Origin of the sequence: Herbaspirillum sp. C9C3 (genome assembly GCF_013359625.1) — a bacterium.
Lineage (GTDB): Bacteria > Pseudomonadota > Gammaproteobacteria > Burkholderiales > Burkholderiaceae_D > Herbaspirillum.
Window position 1 is genome coordinate 70,872 of record NZ_JABFMQ010000006.1, and the last position, 20,305, is coordinate 91,176.

General features: G+C 62.8%; 18 protein-coding genes. 15 read left to right on the top strand and 3 right to left on the bottom strand.

Features of this window, described 5'->3' with window-relative positions; translation table 11 throughout:
• Window positions 1-29 precede the first annotated feature (29 nt).
• From HNO82_RS08050 to mdtD, 4 genes are all read left to right on the top strand, one after another.
• Window positions 30-1,043, top strand: coding sequence for an ABC transporter substrate-binding protein (locus tag HNO82_RS08050; RefSeq protein ID WP_175343329.1), 1,014 nt, complete (start codon window positions 30-32; stop codon window positions 1,041-1,043).
• Between the two features lie 137 nt (window positions 1,044-1,180).
• A complete protein-coding gene (locus HNO82_RS08055) occupies window positions 1,181-2,008 on the top strand; it encodes an ABC transporter ATP-binding protein (protein ID WP_008331072.1) in 828 nt (275 codons plus the stop codon).
• 58 nt (window positions 2,009-2,066) lie between these two features.
• Entirely contained in the window at window positions 2,067-2,921 is an 855-nt protein-coding gene (locus tag HNO82_RS08060; RefSeq protein ID WP_008331071.1) for an ABC transporter permease, read from the top strand.
• A gap of 112 nt (window positions 2,922-3,033) precedes the next feature.
• Window positions 3,034-4,449, top strand: a complete 1,416-nt coding sequence (gene mdtD / locus HNO82_RS08065) for a multidrug transporter subunit MdtD (RefSeq protein ID WP_175343330.1) — start codon at window positions 3,034-3,036, stop codon at window positions 4,447-4,449.
• 33 nt (window positions 4,450-4,482) lie between these two features.
• Here the strand turns inward: mdtD and HNO82_RS08070 are convergent, their stop codons facing one another.
• Window positions 4,483-5,169 (bottom strand): Fe2+-dependent dioxygenase, encoded by a 687-nt coding sequence (locus HNO82_RS08070; protein ID WP_175343331.1) that lies wholly within the window; start codon window positions 5,167-5,169, stop codon window positions 4,483-4,485.
• Window positions 5,170-5,185: 16 nt separating this feature from the next.
• Window positions 5,186-7,414, bottom strand: a complete 2,229-nt coding sequence (locus tag HNO82_RS08075) for a TonB-dependent receptor (RefSeq protein WP_175343424.1) — start codon at window positions 7,412-7,414, stop codon at window positions 5,186-5,188.
• Between the two features lie 357 nt (window positions 7,415-7,771).
• Here HNO82_RS08075 and HNO82_RS08080 point away from each other — a divergent pair, with 357 nt between their 5' ends.
• The 11 genes from HNO82_RS08080 (at window position 7,772) to HNO82_RS08130 (ending at window position 19,197) form a co-directional block, all read left to right on the top strand.
• Window positions 7,772-8,434: a response regulator transcription factor gene (locus HNO82_RS08080; protein WP_008331064.1), complete on the top strand. Its 663-nt coding sequence runs from the start codon at window positions 7,772-7,774 to the stop codon at window positions 8,432-8,434.
• 16 nt (window positions 8,435-8,450) lie between these two features.
• Entirely contained in the window at window positions 8,451-9,872 is a 1,422-nt protein-coding gene (locus HNO82_RS08085) for a sensor histidine kinase (protein WP_175343332.1), read from the top strand.
• Window positions 9,873-9,978: 106 nt separating this feature from the next.
• Window positions 9,979-10,197: a hypothetical protein gene (locus tag HNO82_RS08090; protein ID WP_008331060.1), complete on the top strand. Its 219-nt coding sequence runs from the start codon at window positions 9,979-9,981 to the stop codon at window positions 10,195-10,197.
• Between the two features lie 111 nt (window positions 10,198-10,308).
• Entirely contained in the window at window positions 10,309-10,968 is a 660-nt protein-coding gene (locus HNO82_RS08095) for a DUF1345 domain-containing protein (RefSeq protein WP_175343333.1), read from the top strand.
• A gap of 232 nt (window positions 10,969-11,200) precedes the next feature.
• Window positions 11,201-14,689: a response regulator gene (locus tag HNO82_RS08100; RefSeq protein ID WP_175343334.1), complete on the top strand. Its 3,489-nt coding sequence runs from the start codon at window positions 11,201-11,203 to the stop codon at window positions 14,687-14,689.
• Window positions 14,674-15,525, top strand: coding sequence for a CheR family methyltransferase (locus tag HNO82_RS08105; protein ID WP_008331052.1), 852 nt, complete (start codon window positions 14,674-14,676; stop codon window positions 15,523-15,525). Before HNO82_RS08100 ends, HNO82_RS08105 begins: the two co-directional genes overlap by 16 nt.
• Window positions 15,522-16,157, top strand: a complete 636-nt coding sequence (locus HNO82_RS08110) for a chemotaxis protein CheB (RefSeq protein ID WP_008331050.1) — start codon at window positions 15,522-15,524, stop codon at window positions 16,155-16,157. The genes HNO82_RS08105 and HNO82_RS08110 overlap by 4 nt, the downstream gene beginning before the upstream one ends.
• Window positions 16,154-17,272: a hybrid sensor histidine kinase/response regulator gene (locus HNO82_RS08115; protein WP_175343335.1), complete on the top strand. Its 1,119-nt coding sequence runs from the start codon at window positions 16,154-16,156 to the stop codon at window positions 17,270-17,272. Before HNO82_RS08110 ends, HNO82_RS08115 begins: the two co-directional genes overlap by 4 nt.
• Before the next feature lie 246 nt (window positions 17,273-17,518).
• On the top strand, window positions 17,519-17,989 hold the full coding sequence (locus tag HNO82_RS08120) for a nuclear transport factor 2 family protein (protein WP_008331044.1): 471 nt from the start codon (window positions 17,519-17,521) through the stop codon (window positions 17,987-17,989).
• Between the two features lie 9 nt (window positions 17,990-17,998).
• Window positions 17,999-18,556 (top strand): TetR/AcrR family transcriptional regulator, encoded by a 558-nt coding sequence (locus HNO82_RS08125; protein ID WP_175343336.1) that lies wholly within the window; start codon window positions 17,999-18,001, stop codon window positions 18,554-18,556.
• 140 nt (window positions 18,557-18,696) lie between these two features.
• Window positions 18,697-19,197, top strand: coding sequence for a cupin domain-containing protein (locus HNO82_RS08130; RefSeq protein WP_175343337.1), 501 nt, complete (start codon window positions 18,697-18,699; stop codon window positions 19,195-19,197).
• A 78-nt stretch (window positions 19,198-19,275) separates the two neighbouring features.
• Here the strand turns inward: HNO82_RS08130 and HNO82_RS08135 are convergent, their stop codons facing one another.
• The gene (locus tag HNO82_RS08135) at window positions 19,276-20,226 is read right to left on the bottom strand and encodes an SDR family oxidoreductase (protein ID WP_175343338.1); all 951 of its coding nucleotides are present in this window, start codon (window positions 20,224-20,226) and stop codon (window positions 19,276-19,278) included.
• Window positions 20,227-20,305: the final 79 nt, after the last annotated feature.

Below are 20,305 nucleotides of genomic sequence, written 5' to 3' on the forward strand. Positions count from 1 at the left end.
GGCTGCTGCATCCATTTCGAGGAGCTGACATGAACAAAAATTTCCGTCGTGGCCTGTTGTCGCTGGCCGTTGCCGGCACCGTGCTGGCCGCCATGCCGATTCAGGCGTCGGCTGCCGCCAAGGTCACCATCATGGTGGGCGGCATCAACAAGATGATCTACCTGCCGGCCAAGCTGGCCGAACAGTTGGGCTATTTCAAGGAAGAGGGCCTGGACGTGGAGCTGCAGTCGCAGCCGGCCGGGGTCGATGCCGAGAATGAACTGCTGGCCGGTGCCGTGCAGGCGGTGGTCGGTTTCTATGATCACTCCATCGACCTGCAGACCAAGGGCAAGGAAGTCACCGCCATCACCATCCTGGGCCAGGTGCCGGGTGAAGTGGAACTGGTCTCGAGCAAGGCCGCGCCACACTTCCAGAGCATGGCCGATGCCAAGGGCAAGACTCTGGGCGTGACCGGACTGGGTGCGTCCACCAACTTCCTGACGCAATACCTGGCCTCCCGCGAGGGCATCACCTCCAAGCAGTTCTCGGTGCTGCCGGTGGGCGCCGACAATACCTTCATCGCCGCCATGAAGCAGGGCCGCATCGATGCCGGCATGACCACCGAACCAACCGTCTCGCAGTTGCTCAAGACGGGGGATGCCAAGGTGCTCATCGACATGCGTACCGTGGAGGGTACCGTCAAGGCGCTGGGCGGACTGTATCCGGCCTCCAGCGTCTACGTGCAGCGCAGCTGGCTCAACGGCCACAAGGAAGAGGCCGAGAAGCTGGCGCACGCCTTCGTCAAGGCACTCAAGTTCATCAACACCCATACCGCCGAGCAGATCGCCGACAAGATGCCCAAGGACTATTACGGCAACAACAAGCCGTTGTATGTCCAGGCGCTGAGCAATTCGCTGCCGATGTATTCGCAGGACGGCAAGATGCCCAAGGGCGGCCCGGAAACCGTGCTGGCCGTGCTGTCGGGCTTCAACCCCAACGTCAAGGGCAAGCATGTGGACCTCTCCAAGACCTATACGGATGAATTCGTCAGCACCGTGAAATGAAGCCGGGACTGGCCAGTGACCAGTGAGCATTGGCCAGTCCTTTCCTGCATTCGATCGATCCCGTCAATGATCTACGCCATGATGCGCTTGCGCGCGTCAGGGCAGCACTCAACCTTCAGCTACGAAAGAGCACCACGATGAACGCCATCAACCAGCAGGCCTTCACCCCCGCCGGCCAGGCCGCCCAGGCAACGCCGGCCATCGAACTGCGCAACGTGAGCTGCCGCTTCATTACCGCCGATGGCAAGGCCACCGTGGCGCTGCGTGATTTCTCCATGAGCGTGGCGCGCGGTGAATTCGTCGCCGTGGTCGGCCCGACCGGTTGCGGCAAGTCGACCACGCTCTCGCTCATCACCGGCCTGCTCAAGCCCACCGTGGGCGAGGTGCGGGTGATGGGGCAGCCGGTCAACGGCATCGATCCGCGCATCGGTTTCGTGTTCCAGAACGACGCCGTCTTCCCCTGGCGCAGCGTGCGTGACAACGTCGCCGCCGGTCCGATGTTCCGTGGCCAGTCCAAGGAACAGGCGCATGCCCTGGCCGACGAATGGATCCGCCGCGTGGGTCTGGACAAGTTCGGCGACCACTATCCGCACCAGCTCTCCGGCGGCATGCGCAAGCGCGTGGCGCTGGCCCAGACCTTCATCAACAGCCCCGAGATCTTGCTGATGGATGAACCCTTCTCGGCGCTCGACATGCAGACCCGCACCCTGATGCAGGATGAACTGCTGCGCCTGTGGTCGGCCCATTCGGGCTCGGTGGTGTTCGTCACCCACGACCTGGAGGAAGCCATCGCCCTGGCCGACAAGGTCTATGTGCTCACCGCCCGTCCGGCCACCTTGAAGAGCGTCTACCCCATCGATCTGCCGCGTCCGCGCGTGATGGAGGAGGTGCGTTACGAGCAGCGCTTCATCGATATCTCGCGCCGTATCTGGGCCGATCTGCGCGAGGAAGTCCACATCGCGTGATGCGCCTGGACGCGCGTACGTACATCGCCTATTCAATTCTGAAATACAGGGGAATCCCATGACACAAGCACAAGCAAGCCACAATGCCCCGATGATGGACATCGCCGCCGTCGAAGCGGAGGCGCAACGCAAGATCCGCGCGCGTCACCAACTGGTGATCGGCCTGCGCATCGCCATCCTGGTGATCGTCCTGGGCGGCTGGGAAGTCTGCGCGCGTATCGGCTGGATCGATCCGTTCTTCTTTTCCCAGCCCTCGCTGATCGTGGCGCAGATCTACGATTGGATGGTGGAAGGGACTTCCCAGGGTTCGCTCTGGACCCAGGTCCTGGTGACGCTGGAAGAGACCGTGCTGGGCTTCCTGATCGGCTCGGTGGCCGGGGTCATCGCCGGCATCGTCCTTGGGCGCAACAAGCTGCTCTCGGATGTCTTCAGCCTCTACATCCAGATCGCCAATTCGATTCCGCGCGTGGTGCTGGGTTCGATCTTCGTCATCGCCTTCGGCCTGGGCATGGCCTCCAAGGTGGCGCTGGCGGTGGTGATGGTGTTCTTCGTGGTGTTCGCCAATGCCTTCCAGGGCGTACGCGAGGCTGACCGCTACATGATCGCCAACGCCCAGATCCTCGGTGCCTCGCGCCGCCAGGTGACCATGGCGGTAGTGGTTCCCTCGGCGCTGTCGTGGATCCTGGCCAGCCTGCACGTGAGCTTCGGCTTTGCACTGGTGGGGGCCGTGGTGGGCGAGTTCCTCGGTTCCAAACAGGGTATTGGCCTGCTGATCTCCACTGCTCAGGGCGCCTTCAATGCCAGCGGCGTGTTCGCGGCCATGATCGTGCTGGCGGTGGTGGCCCTGGCGGCGGACTGGCTGCTGCATGCGCTGGAACGACGCCTGCTGAAGTGGCGTCCGCAGGCCTTCTGATGAGAAGGCGCTCAAGGCGTAGAATGTGGCGGTAGTACGCGGGGACACGGATGCTTGCGAGCGACGTGTCCCCGCCGTATTTTCGCCAGCGCATTCCCACTTCGACTTCGCCATGTCCGCCAACTTGCCGCCGCGTCTTCGCGACACGCCCGCCCCCGCCTCTCTCAACGATCCCGTGACCCAGCGTGCCTTGCTGTGGATCGTCGCGTCGGGCTTCTTCATGCAGACGCTGGACACCACCATCGTCAACACCGCCTTGCCCGCCATGGCGCGCAGCCTGGGCGAACCGGTCCTGAACATGCACCCGGTAGTGGTGGCCTATACGCTGACCATGGCCTCGCTCACGCCGGCCTCCGGCTGGCTGGCCGACCGTTTCGGCACGCGCCGCGTGTATTTTGCGGCGATCCTGCTGTTCGCGCTGGGCTCGGTGCTGTGCGCGGTGGCGTCGACGCTGCCATTGCTGTTGGCCGCGCGTGTGGTGCAGGGGCTGGGGGGATCGATGTTGCTGCCGGTCGGACGCCTGGCCGTGTTGCGGGCCGTGCCGGGCGCGCAGTATATTGCCGCGCTGGCCTCGATCTCGATTGCCGGGCAGCTTGGGCCGGTGGTCGGCCCTGTACTGGGCGGGTGGCTGGTGGAAAGCCTGTCCTGGCACTGGATCTTTCTGATCAACTTGCCTGTAGGTGTACTGGGGATGGGGGCCGTACTGTACTTTCTCCCCGATGACAAGCTTGCCGGTCCACTTCGCTTCGACCTGATCGGGTGCGTCTTGCTGTCCGCCTGCATGGTGGCCTTCTCGCTGGCGCTGGACGTGCCTTTCGATCACAACCGTACTGGCTGGAGCATCGGACTGTTCGGTCTGGCAGCGCTGACTGTACTGGTCTACTGGCGCCATGCGTCCGTTCATCCGCGTCCACTGTTCCGGCTCGGTCTGTTTGGTGAGCCCAATTTCAGCATCGGACTGGCGGGCAACCTGGTGTGTCGCATCGGTTCTTCGGCGGTACCTTTTTTGCTGCCCCTGCTCTTGCAGGTGCGGCTGGGTTATTCGCCGCTGCATGCGGGCATGCTGCTGCTGCCGGCGGCCATTGCCGGCACCATCGCCAAGCCGTGGATCGCCCCGCTGGTCAAGCGTTTCGGCTATGACCGCTTCCTGCTGGTCAATACGGCCATCGTCGGCCTGTCCATCGTCTCCTTCGCGCTGATCACGCCCGGCTGGCCGCTGGCGGCGTCGATCGTGCAACTGGCCGTCTTCGGCGCCTCCAACTCGATGCAGTTCGCGGCCATGAACAGTGTGACCTTGAAGGGGCTGCGCAAGGAAGATGCGGGCAGCGGCAACAGTCTGTTCTCGATGGTGCAGATGCTGGCCATCGGGCTGGGAGTGACCATCGGCAGCACCATGGTCAATCTGTTCAAGAACGAGGCGGGCACGGCGACCAACGCCAGCTTCCAGATCACCTTCGTGATCGTGGGCGCGATCACCCTGATCTCGGCCTGGGTGTTCCGCAAGATGGATCCGCGCTACTTCCGATAAACGATATCAATCATTGGGCCGGCGCAGGAGCGATCAGGTCTCGCTCCATTGTCGCAGCAGGTTGTGGTAGCAGCCCACCAGGGTGCGCCGTGCGAGCGCATCGGCATCGGTCTGGTTCAGGCGCTGGATGGCGTTGTCCATGTCGAACAGCATCTGGCGCTGGCCATCGTCGCGCACCAGGCTTTGAATCCAGAAGAAACAGCCCATGCGTACGCCGCGCGTGATCGGTGTCACGGTATGCAGGCTGGTGGCCGGATAGAGCACCATGTCGCCGGCGGCCAGCTTGACGCTGTGCATGCCGTAGCTGTCGTCGATCTGCAATTCACCGCCATCGTAGTCAGCCGGGTCGGCCAGGAACAGCGTGGCCGAAACGTCGGTGCGCAGCTTGCGTCCCGTGTGCGGATGGATGCGCACGCTGCCGTCGACGTGGGCACCAAAGTGCATGCCCTGGCCATAGCGATTGAACATGGGCGGGTAGATCAGGTTGGGCAGTGCCGCGCTGATGAAGCGCGGATGCCGCTCCAGCGCAGAGACGATGATGCGCTGGCATTGCAGGGCGACCTCCGAATGCTCGTCGATCTGCTGGTTGAACTTCACCGGCGCACCCTGGTAGCCCGCCGTGACGCGTCCATCCACCCAGGCTTGGCCCGCCTGGTCCAGCAAGTTGCGTACGTGCTGCAGGGCTTGCGGGTCCAGCAGCTGAGGGATGGTGATGAGCATGGGCGCGTCTTCTTTCTTACATGCGATAGGTCAGTGACAGCAGGGCGGTACGGCCCGAACCCGGGACCGAACGGCCGCCGTCGGACTGGATCAGCGCATCGTAATACATCTTGTTGCTCAGGTTGTAGAGGTTCAGGCGGATGTCGTAGGCCTTGGTGGTGTAGGCCAGCATCGCGTCGTAACGGGTGTAGCCGCCGACCTGCACGGTGTTGGTAGCGTTGGCATAGCGCTGCGACATATAGGTCGCGCCGCCACCGACCTGCCAGTGCGGGGCCAGGTCGTAGGTGGTCCAGGTGGTCAGGGTGTGCTTGGGGGTGTTGACCGGGATCTTGCCTACCGACGTGTCGGCCACGGCACCGCCGATGACCTTGGCATCCAGGTAGGTGTAGTTGGCGGCGATCTGCCAGTCGCGCGTGATGCGACCTGTGGCACCGGCGCGCGCACCGTTCACGCGGACCGTACCGGCCAGTGCGTAGACGCCGGTAGCCACCTGGCTGCGGGCGTTTTCCTTGGTGATCTGGAAGCCGGCGGCAGTCAGCGCCAGGCCTTCGGCGACATCCCACTTGCCACCGACTTCATAGGAACGGTTCTTTTCCGGATCCAGGTTCTGCTGGCCTGCGGTACCGGTCAACTGCTCCAGCGAAGGATTGAATGAGGTGCCGTAGGAAACGTAATAGGACTGCGCGACACTGGGCTGCCAGATTGCGCCCGAACGTACGCTCAGGAAGTTCACGCTCTGCTGGGCATAGCCCAGTGCGGTGGAACCGGTGGTATTGCCCGAGTTGATCGAATTGGTGATGCTGGCCACATAGCGGTCATAGCGCAGGCCGCCCACCAGCTTCAATTGCGGCACCAGCGCGATGGTGTCGCCCACATAGGCGGCGATGGTGTTGGCGCTGCCACCGGCATGGTTGCCGGCGGTATCGGCTACGCTGCTGCCGGCAGCGCTGTAGGACGGATTGACCACGCTCACGCAATCCAGGTAGCCGGTGGTGGCACCGGAGGCATTGAGCGAGCGGCCATTGCAGCTGCCGTTGCGGTAAGAGGCCTGGTTGTCGTAGCCGTCGTGGCCGACTTCCACACCGACGATGGCATCGTGCTTGACGCTGCCGGTGGCGAACTTGGCCGCCAGTTCGGTCTGGTTGAAGATGGAATAGTCGGTGATCACACGGTCATGGCTCTGACCGCGCACGTAGAGACTGGACAGCGGCAGGCTGCTGCTGGCATTGGTGAGCGCCGTGAAGCCGCTGGAAGAGATCGTGCCGATGGTATTGGGCGCGGTTTCCACCGCATCGGTGTGCACGTAGTTGAACTGGGTCTGATTGCGCAGCGTGACGTCCGGGGCGATTCGGTGCTTGATGCCTGCATTGAACGAAGCCACGTCCTGGATGGTGCGGTCACTGTCCAGGCCATAGGCGGTATTGCGGTCAACGTTGACGGGATGGCCGTTCAGTGCCGGCAGGCCGTAATCGGGCTGGTCCTGGTTGTGTTGCAACAGGGCCGACAGGGTGATCTCGGTGGGGGTACCGATGCCCCAGACATAAGAGCCGGCCAGGCCGAAGTCCTGCACGTCGGTCTGGTTGCGCGTGCTGGCCGCGCCGTTCTGGGCCATGGCTTCGATGCGCAGGGCCGAGGTGTCCGAGAGCGGACGGTTCACATCGACCGTGCTGCGCACCAGACCATTGGTGCTGACCGAACCGGAGATTTCGGTGGCAGCCTTCAGATTGGCCTTCTTGCTGACCTGGTTGATGATGCCGCCGGTGGAGCCACGCCCGAAGAGCATCGAGGAAGGGCCCATGAGGACTTCCACTTCCTCGATGGCGAAGGTGTCGCGGTAGTACTGGCCACGGTCGCGGAAGCCATCGAGATAGATGTCGGTGCGCGCCGAGAAGCCGTTGAGGTTGATGTTGTTGCCGATCTGACCGCCTTCGGCACCGCCCAGGGTGATGCCGGACACGTTGCGCAGCGCATCGGCCAGCGAACTCACGCCTTGCGACTGCATCTGCGCCTTGTTGACCACGGTCACCGATTGCGCCACGTCGTGCAGGTCGGCGGGCAGTTTGGTGAGGGCGGTGCCGGTGCTGGCGAAATCATCCCGACGGCCTTCCACCGTGACGGGGGCGAGCTGGCTGTCGGCCGGCGCGGTGGTGGTGGCGCTGTCGGGAGTGGCCTGCTGCGCGTGGGCGGCGAGGGGGACGGCAAAGATGGCGACCAATGCGGCGGCCATCGGCGTGAGACGGTTCATGTTGTTCTTGTCGCTAGTGGAGTAGGAAATGATGAGGCGGTCCGCTCGCGCAGGACCGCCTCGCATGGCTGGCTACTCCGTCCTTCGACAAGGAGGGACGTTTGGCTGGCTGGTGACCAGTGTTTTTTACATGCTAATGATTGGGATTCTCATTCGCATGGCTGGCAAGATTAAGGGGCAAGCCTGACAAAGTGCTGTCAACTAGCTGACGCCGAACTGAGTGTGACAAAAAAGAAACACTCTGCGCATGCCGCCCCCCGCCTGGGCGAACGCCTCATTTGCAGCATGGCCTGGGCTGCAATACGATGCAGCGTTACGCAGATGTTTTGCGCCGTTTTTCTCAACAGAAGTCCCCCTATGAATGTTTTGCTGGTCGAAGACGACCCGGTACTCACCGACGGTCTGTCGCGGGTACTCAACTCGCATGGTTTCACCGTGCATACCGTCAACAACGGCAACGATGCGCTGTCGCAGCGTTTCAACGCGGCCGTGCTGGTACTCGACATCGGCCTGCCCGGCATCGATGGTTTCGAGGTCCTGCGCCGCATGCGCGCCAACGGCAACAACACGCCCGTGCTGCTGCTGACCGCCCGCGATACCATTCCCGACCGTGTGCATGGCCTGGAACTGGGGGCCGATGACTATCTGGTCAAGCCCTTCGCCACGCCCGAGCTGGTGGCCCGCATCAAGGCGCTGATCCGCCGCAGCGCGCCGCAACCGGCGCAACTGACCGTGGGTGGTCTGTCGCTGGACAATGCCACCAAGCGCGCCGATATCGATGGTCGCAAGATCGAGCTGTCGCTGCGCGAATGGACGGTGCTGGAATACCTGATGCAGCACGCCTCGCGCGTGGTTTCCAAGCAGCAGATCATCGATGCCGTCCTGCCCTGGGGCGAGGACTTCACCATCAATGCGGTGGAGGTCTATGTCTCGCGCATCCGCCTGAAGATCGCTGATTCGGGCGTGGTCATCCGCACCATTCGCGGCTTCGGCTACATGCTCGAAAAGAGCGAGAACTGAACCGGTACGCCGCACCATGACGGTCATCGACCAGCAGGCGGACAGCACTGCTGCGGCCCGGCGTCCTTCCGGGAACCCTCACCTCAGCATCCGGCGCGACCTGCTCAGGTGGCTGATCGCGCCCTTGCTGCTGCTGAACCTGGTGGGGGCCGGCCTGACCTACTGGCTGGCCTGGCTGCCGGCCCAGCATGCCTTCGACCAGAACCTGATGGATTCCACCTGGGGCCTGTATGCGCAGGTGCGCCATCGCCAGGAACGCACCACGGCCGAGCTGACCCAGCAGGCCGAACAGATCCTGCGCAGCAATCACTCCGACACCACCTTCTTTGCCGTGCGCAATACCGAGGGCGAGATCCTGGTGGGCGACAAGGGATTCCCGCAATTGCCGGAAAGCGAGATCTACGATCGTCCCTTCAACTATGACGGCCAGATGCGCGGTGAACCGGTCCGTATTTCGGCCATGCAGGTGCGGGTCAAGAATGGCGTGATCTCGGTGGCCGTGGCCGAGACCCTGCGCAAGCGCGACCGCGCCCATTACACCATCCTGCTGTCCTTCCTGCTGCTGGATGGCGCGCTGACCTTCGGTTCGCTGTCGGTGGTGCTGATCGCCGTGCGGCGTGGTCTGCGTCCCTTGAAGAGCCTGCAGCGCAACCTGGAGCAGCGCGGCCACGGCAAGCTGGGGGCCATCGACGGACTCGGCGCGCCGGTGGAACTGCAGCCGCTGATCGTGGCGATGAATGAACTCATGGCCCGTATCAGCAAGGGCGAAGAGGCGCAGCAGAACTTCATGGCCGATGTCGCCCATCAGTTGCGTACGCCCCTGACCGGCCTGAAGCTGCAACTGGAGCTGCTGCACGACAAGCACCAGGACCAGCCCGATACCGCCCGCTCGCTGGCGATGATGAATTCCTCGGTGGAACGCATGATCCGTCAGAGCCGGCAACTGCTGGCACTGGCCCGCTCCGAACCGGGCCTGTTCGAAAGCCGCAAGCTGGAAGAACTGTCGCTGCACAAGCTGGTGGAAGAATCGGTGCAGCACTTCATCGAGGAGGCCGACAAGAAGCAGATCGACCTCGGCTTCGATCTGCAACCGGCGCGTCTGCGCGGCGACCGTTTCCTGCTCGCCGACCTGATCGACAACCTCATCGACAATGCCGTGCGCTACTCTCCCCAACACGGGACGGTGACGGTGCGCTGCCTGGAAGAAGCGGGCGCCACCGTATTGACGGTGGAAGATTCCGGTCCCGGCATTGCTCCCGAGCACCGCGAGCTGATCTTCGACCGCTACTATCGCGCCAATGACAAGATCGCCGGCAGCGGCCTGGGTCTGGCCATCGTGCGCGAGATCGCGCATGACCATGGCGGCGTCATCACGGTCGATTGCAAGGAGCAGGGGCAGGGCACCATCTTCACCGTGCGCTTTCCTCTGGCGGCCTGACGTCGCCGGCGATGGCCGTACTTGCCGCAGGACATCATGCTTGCACAGAACCTCATGCCTGCGGCTGTGTCAAACGGGCTTCATCGTGAACGACACAGGAGGCAGCATGACGGACAAGGTCTTGCAAAGTGGCACCCATATCGCCCGCTACGATGCGGTGGAAAAACCCGATGAAGGCTTCGAGGCCCAAGTCTTCGTGCGTCTCTCGCGTGAGCCCGAGATTGCCGAAACTTACATTCCCGTGGGCATTTTCCCGACCGAGGAAGAAGCCCTGGCCAGCGCCCGCGAACGCGCCAGGCGCGCCTTGAAGGAGCATGAATTCTGAGCCGCGCGCCGCTGGCGGGAGCGCACAGGCCATGCTAACCTGCCCCTGCGTGACGCCGCAGCCTGAGGATGCAGGCGTCGCTCCAGAAGGCTCACCCTACCAAGAAGAACAATGTCTGTCGCCCGCCACATCCTCCAGGTCCACCCGCGCTTGCTCATCGGCATCGGCGTGGGGATTGCCGCCGCCCTCCTTGCTCCTGCCGGCAACTGGACAGGCCGCAGCCTCATCGGCTGGAATGTCGGCGTCTGGTTCTATCTGCTGAGCCTGTGGCTGATGATGTTGCGCGCCGATGCCGGGGCCGTCAGGCGTCTGGCCGAGACCGAGGATGAGAGCGCCCAGGTGGTGCTGGTGATGATCTGCGTGGCTGCCATTGCCAGTCTTCTGGCCATCCTGCTGGAGCTCGGCGGCAGCAGTCATCACGACGAGCGTGGACGGTTGTTGCGCTATGCCTTCACGGCCTCTACCGTCTTCGGCTCCTGGTCTCTGATCGGGACCATTTTCACGCTGCATTACGCGCGCCTTTTCTATGCCGAGGACGACGATGCGCAAGCCCTGCCGTTGCGTTTTCCCGATGGCATACGCAATCCCGGTTACTGGGATTTCCTGTATTTCGCCTTCACCATCAGCGTGGCGGTGCAGACCTCGGACGTGGCCGTGGCCTCGCGCGCGCTGCGCAAATCGGTGCTGGCGCATTCGCTGATCTGCTTTGTCTTCAATGCCGCCATCATCGGTTTGTCCATCAATATCGCCGCCGGCCTGGCCGGCAGCTGAAACGACTGTCCATGTCAGGATGACCGTGCCGTGGAACTGAACTGCCGGCACTTTGTCCTACCGGCGCTCTGCGCAAACCGGAAGCGGCCCGTATAATCGGCGGCTTTCCCGGTGGCAAGACCAAGGGGAGGGGGACACAGCGACACACAGAACCCCCGCAGCTCGACCAACGATTCGAACAACGGAGCGCACCGTGCGGGTTTATTCCAGCCAAGCTGAAGAACGTATTGCCATGTTGAGGCGCCAGGGCAAGGGCGCCTTTTCCGGACCACCGCTGCCCCTGGGGCCGCTGATCGGGTTTGCCGTCGCCATCCTGGCGGTGGTACTGATTGCCCTGTTCACCTGGGAGGCCTCGGTCAGCCGGGGCGAGGCTGCCAGCGCCGTCTCGCACACCATGAAGGTGCGCGAGCAATTGCAGATGCTGGTCTCCACCCTCAAGGATGCCGAGACCAGCCAGCGCGGCTTCCTGCTCACCGGCACCGAGTCCTATCTGAGTCCCTACAACCAGGCACGCGCCGCGCTGCCCGGCGAGATTGCCAAGCTGCGCGGGCTGCTCTCCGACAATCCGGATCAGTTGCAGCGGCTCTCGCAGATCGAGCGCGTGGTCGCCGACAAGCTCGAAGAGCTGGCCGAGACCGTCAGCCGCCGCCGCAACGGCGATACCGTCGGCGCACTGGCGGTGGTGCAATCCGATCGCGGCAAGATGTTCATGGACCGCGTGCGCGTACTCACGCACGACATGGAAGAACAGGAGCGTGACCTGCTGGCCAGCCGCCAGGCCGACTGGCGCGATGCCGTGGTGTTCTCCACCGCCGTGGCGTGGGGTGGTTCGGGCTTGCTGCTGGTCCTGATCATGGCCGCGGCCGTGACCACCTCGCGCGATTATCGCGCCCGCGAAAAGCAGGCATGGATCCGTGCCGGACAGATGGGCCTGGCCGAACGACTGCAGGGCGAACAACGCCTGGACGCGCTGGGGGAGAATACCCTGGCCTTCCTGACCGCCTACCTGAATGCACAGGTCGGTGCGATCTATCTGCGTACCGAGCACGGCGAGTTCCGGCGCTTCGCTGCCTATGCGCTGGCAGAAGAGGAGAGCGAACAGCCGCCGCACCTGCGCGATGGCCAGGGTCTGCTGGGCCAGGCTGCCAAGCTCAACCGCGTCATGCACGTCAAGGAGGTGCCGGAGCAATACCTCACCGTGGCTTCTTCCGTGGGACGCCATGCGCCACGCGAACTGATGATCGTGCCGGCCTCGGCCGATGGCATGGTGCAGGCAGTGTTCGAACTGGGCTTCCTGCGCCAGTTGCGCACCGAGGAAGAAGAGTTGCTGGCGCGGCTGTCGGACCAGATCGCCATTGCCGTGCGCTCCTCCAAGGATCGTACCCGCCTGGAAGAACTGCTTGAAGAGACCCAGCGCCAGTCCGAGGAATTGCAGGCCCAGCAGGAAGAGCTGCGCGTCAACAACGAAGAGCTGGAAGAACAGGGCCAGGCCTTGAAGGCCTCGCAACTGCGCCTGGAAACCCAGCAGGCCGAGCTGGAAGAAACCAATGCCCAGCTGGAAGAACAGACCCAGCTGCTGGAAATCCAGAAGGATGACCTGGCCAAGACCCAGGTGGTGCTGGTGGAAAAGGCCACCGAGCTTGAGCGTGCCAACCAGTACAAGAGCGAGTTCCTGGCCAACATGAGCCACGAGCTGCGCACACCGCTGAACTCCACCCTGATCCTGGCCAAGCTGCTGGCCGACAACAAGCAGGGCAACCTCTCCGAGGAGCAGGTGCGCTTCGCGCAAACCATTTCCTCGGCGGGCAATGACCTGCTGGCCCTGATCAATGACATCCTCGATCTGTCGAAGATGGAAGCGGGCAAGCTCGATATCGTTTCCGAATCCTTCGTGGTCAGCAAGATGGCCGAGGAACTCAAGGCCAGCTTCGCCATGACGGCGCAGCAGAAGGGGCTGGGCTTCAAGGTCGAGGTCGACCCGGGCGTGCCGCAGCGCATGGAAACGGACATGCAGCGCCTGGGCCAGATCTTGAAGAACCTGCTCTCCAACGCCATCAAGTTCACCGAGAAGGGCGAGGTCAGCCTGCGCATCTATCCGGATGCAGGTGGCCGCATCGCCTTCGCCGTGCGCGACACCGGTATCGGCATCGGTGCCGACCAGCATCAGTTCATCTTCGAAGCCTTCCGCCAGGCCGATGGCAGCACTCATCGCAAGTACGGCGGTACCGGTCTGGGCCTGTCGATCTCGCGCGACCTGGCGCATCTGCTGGGCGGCGACATCCAGGTGCAGAGCCGGGTGGGCGAGGGCAGTATCTTCACGCTCTCGTTGCCGCAGGTCTACAGTGGCGAGCAGGCCGTGGTGCGTACGCCGGCGGTCGTTGCCGCGCCTTCGGCGGCGGCTGCGACCCTGCAGGCCGCGCAGGTGGCCACCGCGCCGGACGTCCGTATCCCCAGCCCGCAGGTAGTGCCGGGTGCGCCGGTGAAACTGCAGGACATCACCATCGACGATGACCGTCATCGCATCGAATCGTCCTCGCGCCTGATCCTGGTGATCGAGGATGATGCCGCCTTCGCCATGATCCTGCGCGACCTGTCGCACGAGATGGGCTTCCAGTGCGTGGTCACGCATTCGGCCAACGATGGCGTGGCGGCCGCCGAGATGTATCGTCCCAGCGCCATCCTCATGGACATGAACCTGCCGGACTTCTCCGGCCTGGGCGTGCTGGACCAGATCAAGCGCAATCCCAAGACCCGCCACATTCCGGTGCACGTGGTGTCGGTGGCCGATTATTCGCACGAGGCGCTGGAGCGCGGCGCCATCGGTTATGCCTTGAAGCCGGTGCAGCGAGAGGAACTGGTGGGTGCCATTCGCAAGCTGGAAGCCAAGTTCCTGCAGGGCCTGCGCCACGTGCTGGTAGTGGAAGACGATGCGCGCCAGCTCGACAGCATCCGCCAGCTGCTGGCCGGGGAGAACATCAACCTGGTGGGTGTGCGGACCGCCGCCGATGCGCTGGCCCGCCTGCGCGAGACCACCTTCGACTGCATGGTGATGGACCTGAACCTGCCCGACCTGTCCGGATACCAGCTGCTGGAGCGGATGGCCGAGCAGGAACACGTGGCCTTCCCGCCAGTGATCGTCTATACCGGACGCTCGCTGTCGGCCGAGGAAGAACAGCACCTGCGCCGCTTCTCGCGCTCCATCATCATCAAGGATGCGCGCTCGCCGGAACGCCTGCTCGATGAAGTGACGCTGTTCCTGCACCAGGTGGAAACCACGCTGCCGGCGGAGAGCCAGCGCATGCTGAAGGTGGCGCGTGACCGCGAGACGGTCTTCGAAGGCCGCCGCATCCTGGTGGTGGAGGACGATGTACGCAACATCTTTGCGCTATCCTCGGTGCTGGAACCCAAGGGCATGAAGGTCGACATCGCCCGCAACGGCCGCGAAGCCCTGGAGGCCCTGCAACGCAGCCAGGAACAGCCCGGTGCGCCGATCGACCTGGTCCTGATGGATATCATGATGCCGGAGATGGATGGCCTGACCGCCATGCGCGAGATCCGCAAGCAGGCCGTCTGGAAGCGCCTGCCCATCATCGCCCTGACGGCCAAGGCCATGAAGGATGACCAGGAGAAATGCCTGGCCGCCGGCGCCAACGATTACATCGCCAAGCCTTTGGATGTGGAAAAACTGCTGTCCCTGGTACGTGTATGGATGCCGAAATAAACCAGGCGCTGGCCAACCAGCATTTCGATATCGAGATGCAGTTGTTGCTCGATGCCATCTACCTCAAGTATCACTGCGATTTTCGCGGCTATGCCGGCGCGTCGTTGAAGCGCCGCCTGGCCACGGCCATGATCCGTTTCGGCTGCGAGACGCTGTCGCAGTTGCAGGACAAGGTGCTGCATGATGCGACCGTGTTCCCGGCGCTCATGGATTACCTGACGGTACAGGTCAGCGAGATGTTCCGCGACCCCAGCTATTTTCTTGCGCTGCGTGAGAAGGTGATTCCATTGCTGCGCACCTATCCTTCGCTCAAGATCTGGGTGGCTGGTTGCAGCAGCGGCGAGGAAGTCTATTCGCTGGCGATCCTGCTGCGCGAGGAAGGGCTGCTGGAACGCAGCATCATCTATGCTACCGATATCAACCAGGCCGCCCTCAAGAAGGCCGAGGCGGGCGTCTACGAGCTCGACCGTATCCCCGGTTTCACCAGCAATCACCAGAAATCCGGAGCCAGGACCTCGCTTTCGGATTACTATACGGCCGCCTATGGGGCCGTGGTTTTCGACAAATCACTGCGCAAGAACGTGGTCTTTTCCGATCACAGCCTGGCCACCGACAGCGTCTTTGCCGAAATGCACCTGGTGTCCTGCCGCAACGTGCTGATCTATTTCAATCGCCATCTGCAGGAACGTGCGCTCGGCCTGTTCCGCGAGTCGCTGGTGCGCAAGGGCTTCCTGGGACTGGGTTCAAAGGAGTCGATGCGGTTCTCGACGCACGGTCCTGCCTTCGATGAAGTGGTGCGGGAAGATCGCATCTTCCAGAAAAAGGGGGACCTGTGAGCTCCGTCCCGCTGCCGGCCCTGGGGGGGCGTGCCATTGATGCGATCGTCATCGGTGCTTCTGCCGGTGGGGTGGAAGCCTTGTCGGAAATCCTGCCGGCGCTGCAGCGTGGTGCGCGTGTGGCGACCATGGTGGTGCTGCATATTCCGCGCGAGCGCCCCAGTCTGCTGGCCACCATCTTCGCCGACCGCTGCCGCCAGCCGGTGGTGGAAGCGCAGGACAAGGAGCCGGTACAGCCCGGCATGATCTACTTTGCCCCACCGGATTATCATCTGCTGGTCGATCGCGGCGACGAAGGTCCGATACTGGCCATGTCCAACGATGAGCTGGTGAACTATTCGCGTCCGGCCATCGATGTGCTCTTCGAATCGGCCGCAGATGTCTATCGTGAGCGCCTGCTGGGCATCGTGCTGACCGGTGGCAATCACGATGGTGCGGCCGGATTGCAGGCCATTGCGCGCGCCGGCGGCGTTACCGTGGTACAAAGTCCGCAACAGGCACAGGTGCCTTACATGCCGGCACAGGCATTGGCATTGGGACAGATCGATCATGTGCTCACGCTCTCGCAGATCGCCGATTTGTTGCGCTCGCTGGGCGTAACGGGGAATGACCAGAAAAAGGAAAGCAGGTGATAGAAAAGCATAAAGAGAGAGACCTGCCGCGGGTGAAATTCCTGCTGGTCGATGATCTCGATGAAAACTTGTTGGCCCTCTCCGCCCTGCTGCAGCGGAACGATGTGGAACTGCTGCTGGCGCGTTCGGGCCTGGAAGCGCTCGAACTGCTGTTGCAGCATGAGGTGGCGCTGGCTTTCCTGGACGTGCAGATGCCGGACATGGACGGTTTCGAGTTGGCCGAGCTGATTCGTGGCAGCGAGCGTACCCGCAACGTGCCGCTGATCTTCGTCACGGCCGGTGTGCGGGACGAGCGTCGCCTGTTCAAAGGGTATGAGAGCGGCGCGGTGGATTTTCTCTACAAGCCCATCGAACCACACATCCTGCGCAACAAGGCCGAGGTGTTCTTCCAGCTGTATCGCCAGAAGCAGTTGCTGGCGCTGGAGTTGCAGGAGCGCACCGAGACCCTGCGCATGAATGAGATGTTCGTGGCCATCCTCGGTCACGATCTGCGCAATCCCTTGAGTGCGGTGGTGATGGCCGCAACGCTCTTGCAGCGGACCTACAAGGATGAGGTGGCGCAGAAGGCCTCGCAGCAAATCCTCAATGGCGGCAAGCGCATGGCCAAGCTGATCGAGAACATGCTTGACCTGGCCCGTGCGCGACTGGCCGGCGGCATCCCGCTGGTACGTGCCAGTGCCTGCCTGGGTGAGATCACCGAACGGGTGGTGCAGGAGTACCAGACCACCTATGCGGGTAGCGTCGTGGAGCGCCGCATCGAAGGCGATGACAACGGCTATTGGGACGGCGACCGCCTCGGCCAGGTGGCGGCCAATCTGCTGGGCAATGCCTTGCAGCACGGTGCGCCGGGCAGCCCGATCTGCATCGGTATCGATGGCCGCAGCGAGCGGGAAGTGGTGATGACCATCGCCAATCGGGGCGTGATTCCGGCGGCCTTGCTGCCGGTGATTTTCGACCCCTTCCGTGGCGGCGAGCGCGAGGTCGGCCGCAAGGAAGGACTCGGGCTCGGGTTGTTCATCGCACAGCAGATCGTCAAGGCGCATGGGGGGAGTATCACCATGACCTCGGACGATCAGGTGCAGACCATGGTGACGGTGAGATTGCCAAGGCGCTGACGAACGCTCAACCCCGTTGATCGCCACTGCATGAGATGAAGGCCTGCTCCACCAAGCGGGCCTTTTTCATTGGTGCTGGCGCTCCTGCGCGTTTGCAGCAGGCCCTAGGTTGATGGTCTCACGAAGCGGGTGTCGCCAATGCGACATGGCACGGCAAAAATGCTTGCCAATCAAAGTTGATCGGTCTATATTGTCTGTACCGATCAGTACATAGTGTATTGATCGGTACATTAAAGGAGAATAACCATGTCGATCCGTCCGCCACTTCCGCCGTTCACCCGTGAAACCGCCATCGAAAAAGTCCGTCTTGCCGAGAACGGCTGGAACACCCGCGATGCCGAAAAGGTCGCGCTTGCCTATACCGAAGACAGCTGGTGGCGCAATCGTGCCGAGTTCGCCCAGGGCCGCGAAGCGATCACCGCCTTGCTCAAGCGCAAATGGACGCGCGAGCTGGATTACCGGCTGGTCAAGGAGCTGTGGGCCTTTGACGGTGCGCGTATCGCGGTGCGTTTCGCCTACGAGTACCATGACGATTCCGGCCAGTGGTATCGCGCCTACGGCAATGAAAACTGGGAGTTCGACGAGAACGGCCTGATGCACCATCGTCACGCCTGCATCAACGAGCATCCGATCAAGCCGGAAGAACGCAAATTCCTGTGGGACAATAGCGGCCCACGCCCGGCCGATCATCCCGGGCTGAGCGATTTCGGTATCTGAGGAAAATGAATGGCTAGAGTCATTGCGGAAAAGGACGATGTGATCCCCTTGCTGGCGGAAGTGTTTCGCACCTACGGTTTCGAGGGGGCGAGCCTGGCGCGCATCAGCGAAGGGACCAGGCTGGGCAAGGGCAGCATCTATCACTTTTTCCCTGGTGGCAAAGAGGAAATGGCCGAAGCCGTGCTGAGCCATGTGGATGCGTGGTTCAGGCGGCATGTGTTTGATCCGTTGAACGAGAGCGAAGATGCGGTTGCGGGGATCAAGGCCATGTTCGGCGATGTGAGTCGCTACTTCCTGTCGGGGCAACGGGTTTGCCTGGTGGGCGTGTTCGCGCTGGGCAATGAGCGCGACCGCTTTGCGGTGATGGTGCGTGATTACTTTGCCGCCTGGATCGAGGCGCTGGCCTCGGCGCTGGTGCGCACCGGGCGCAAGCCCAAGGAAGCCCGTGCCCTGGCCGAAGAGGTCGTGGGGGGAATACAGGGGGCGCTGGTGCTGGCGCGCGCGCTGGACAGTACCGATGTGTTTGCGGAGACCTTGAAGCGGTTTGAGAAACGGCTTTCAAGCTGATATCGCTATTCAAGCAAGGGGCCAGGGATGGCCTTTTCCATTTCCTGGACAGCGCTGGCGAATTACACTGCGGATTGCAGCAAGCCACTTCGAAGGCTCCATGGAGCCAATCCCCATCAACTCTGTCCATCACCCTGACCATGTCCCGACATCGCCCCGAAGAATTGATTTCCCACCTCAATCTTGAACCCCATCCGGAGGGCGGTTTCTTTCGGGAGAGCCATCGCAGCCCGGAGCGTGTAGCGCGCGCATCGGGCGGTGCTGGCCGCTCGGCGGCGACCGCCATTTATTACCTGCTTGCTGGCGGGGACCGGTCAACCTGGCACCGGATCGATTCGGAAGAGATGTGGCACTTCTATGAAGGCGACCCCCTGCACGTCCATGTCCTGCTGCCGCAGGGGGAGCTTCAGACCTTGTGCCTGGGCAATGCGCTGGAGCATGAGGGCGCCCATTTCCAGGCGCTGGTCCCGGCAGGCGCCTGGTTTGCGGCCGAGTGCACGACTCAGGAGGGCTATAGCCTGGTTGGGTGCACGGTGGCGCCGGGCTTCGAATTTGATACGTTTGAAATCGCCCGGGCAGATCAGCTGCTGGGGGATTGGCCGCAGCATGGAGAACTGATTGAACGGCTGGCGCGAAAGTGACGGTGGTGCAGATCGACGGAAGTACGACGCAGGTCGGTGGCGGCCAGCATCTGCCGATGCTGCGCACTTGTCGCCTGCTCAGGAGCCCCTCCAGCCCTGGGCTTCCAGCGCCATCCTTATCCCGTCGTCATAAGGCGTCTTCCTGATCGGCCCGATCAATTGCTGTAGCGCCGTATCGTCCATGATCACTGGCTGCGTCTGCAGATAGTGCATCTCCACCAGCTCGCGCATCATCGGATGGAAGAGTCCGATGAGACGCAGCATGGTCTTGCCTGCCACGCGCTTTTTCAGCTTGCGTCCGGTCTGGCGTTCCATTTCCGCAACCAGGGCCTGCTGTGTCGTCACGCCGGTACCGGCCAGGTGCCACACCTTGCCGAAGGCGGCAGGCGTGCTGACCAGCCTGGCCACTACCGGCCCGACATCGGGCACGAAGACGAACTCGTGCGGACGGTCCAGCGGCCCGATCATGTCGGCCGTGCCGCCCTGGGCTGCGGCCTTGATCGCGCCATGCAGGAAACTGGCTTCGACGCCGGGGCCGTAGAAATCCGGCAGGCGCAATACGGCTGTGCGGAGGTGACCTTCCTTGTGCGCCTGCATCAGCAGGTCTTCCTGCGCCTTGCGCATGCGGCCCTTGAAGGTATGGGGGTTGCGCGGATGGTCTTCGCGTATCGGCGAGGACTGCGGCAGACCGTAGGGGTACACCGTACCGATGAGGAGGATCTGTTTGACGCCCGCGCGGATGGCACCGGCCAGGGTCTTGCGCATCAGTTCCGGATGCAGCTCGAACTGCGTGTAGTGCACGCCCACCAGGTAGATCAGCGTATCGATGCCGTGCGCCGCCGCTTCGACCGAAGCCGGGGAATCGGGATCCCAGGTGATGATCTCGGCCAGGGGATCGGCGCCGAAGGCCTTGCGCAAGCTGCTTTCGTTGCGCCCGACCACGCGGTAGGGTTGCCCTTGGGCACTGATGGCAGAGGCGATGCTTTGACCGATGACGCCGGCGGCGCCGAAGAGGGCAATCCTGGACATGGGGTTCTCCTGGGTGAGGGCGTGAGTGTGAACATCCCCAGTATGCAAAATTGAGGTATAAATGAAAATTGCATAAATC

Coding starts and splice junctions, on each gene's coding strand:
- HNO82_RS08050 (WP_175343329.1), top strand. CDS start 30: ATGAACAAAAATTTCCGTCGTGGCCTGTTGTCGCTGGCCGTTGCCGGC.
- HNO82_RS08055 (WP_008331072.1), top strand. CDS start 1,181: ATGAACGCCATCAACCAGCAGGCCTTCACCCCCGCCGGCCAGGCCGCC.
- HNO82_RS08060 (WP_008331071.1), top strand. CDS start 2,067: ATGACACAAGCACAAGCAAGCCACAATGCCCCGATGATGGACATCGCC.
- mdtD (WP_175343330.1), top strand. CDS start 3,034: ATGTCCGCCAACTTGCCGCCGCGTCTTCGCGACACGCCCGCCCCCGCC.
- HNO82_RS08070 (WP_175343331.1), bottom strand. CDS start 5,169: ATGCTCATCACCATCCCTCAGCTGCTGGACCCGCAAGCCCTGCAGCAC.
- HNO82_RS08075 (WP_175343424.1), bottom strand. CDS start 7,414: ATGAACCGTCTCACGCCGATGGCCGCCGCATTGGTCGCCATCTTTGCC.
- HNO82_RS08080 (WP_008331064.1), top strand. CDS start 7,772: ATGAATGTTTTGCTGGTCGAAGACGACCCGGTACTCACCGACGGTCTG.
- HNO82_RS08085 (WP_175343332.1), top strand. CDS start 8,451: ATGACGGTCATCGACCAGCAGGCGGACAGCACTGCTGCGGCCCGGCGT.
- HNO82_RS08090 (WP_008331060.1), top strand. CDS start 9,979: ATGACGGACAAGGTCTTGCAAAGTGGCACCCATATCGCCCGCTACGAT.
- HNO82_RS08095 (WP_175343333.1), top strand. CDS start 10,309: ATGTCTGTCGCCCGCCACATCCTCCAGGTCCACCCGCGCTTGCTCATC.
- HNO82_RS08100 (WP_175343334.1), top strand. CDS start 11,201: ATGTTGAGGCGCCAGGGCAAGGGCGCCTTTTCCGGACCACCGCTGCCC.
- HNO82_RS08105 (WP_008331052.1), top strand. CDS start 14,674: ATGGATGCCGAAATAAACCAGGCGCTGGCCAACCAGCATTTCGATATC.
- HNO82_RS08120 (WP_008331044.1), top strand. CDS start 17,519: ATGTCGATCCGTCCGCCACTTCCGCCGTTCACCCGTGAAACCGCCATC.
- HNO82_RS08125 (WP_175343336.1), top strand. CDS start 17,999: ATGGCTAGAGTCATTGCGGAAAAGGACGATGTGATCCCCTTGCTGGCG.
- HNO82_RS08130 (WP_175343337.1), top strand. CDS start 18,697: ATGTCCCGACATCGCCCCGAAGAATTGATTTCCCACCTCAATCTTGAA.
- HNO82_RS08135 (WP_175343338.1), bottom strand. CDS start 20,226: ATGTCCAGGATTGCCCTCTTCGGCGCCGCCGGCGTCATCGGTCAAAGC.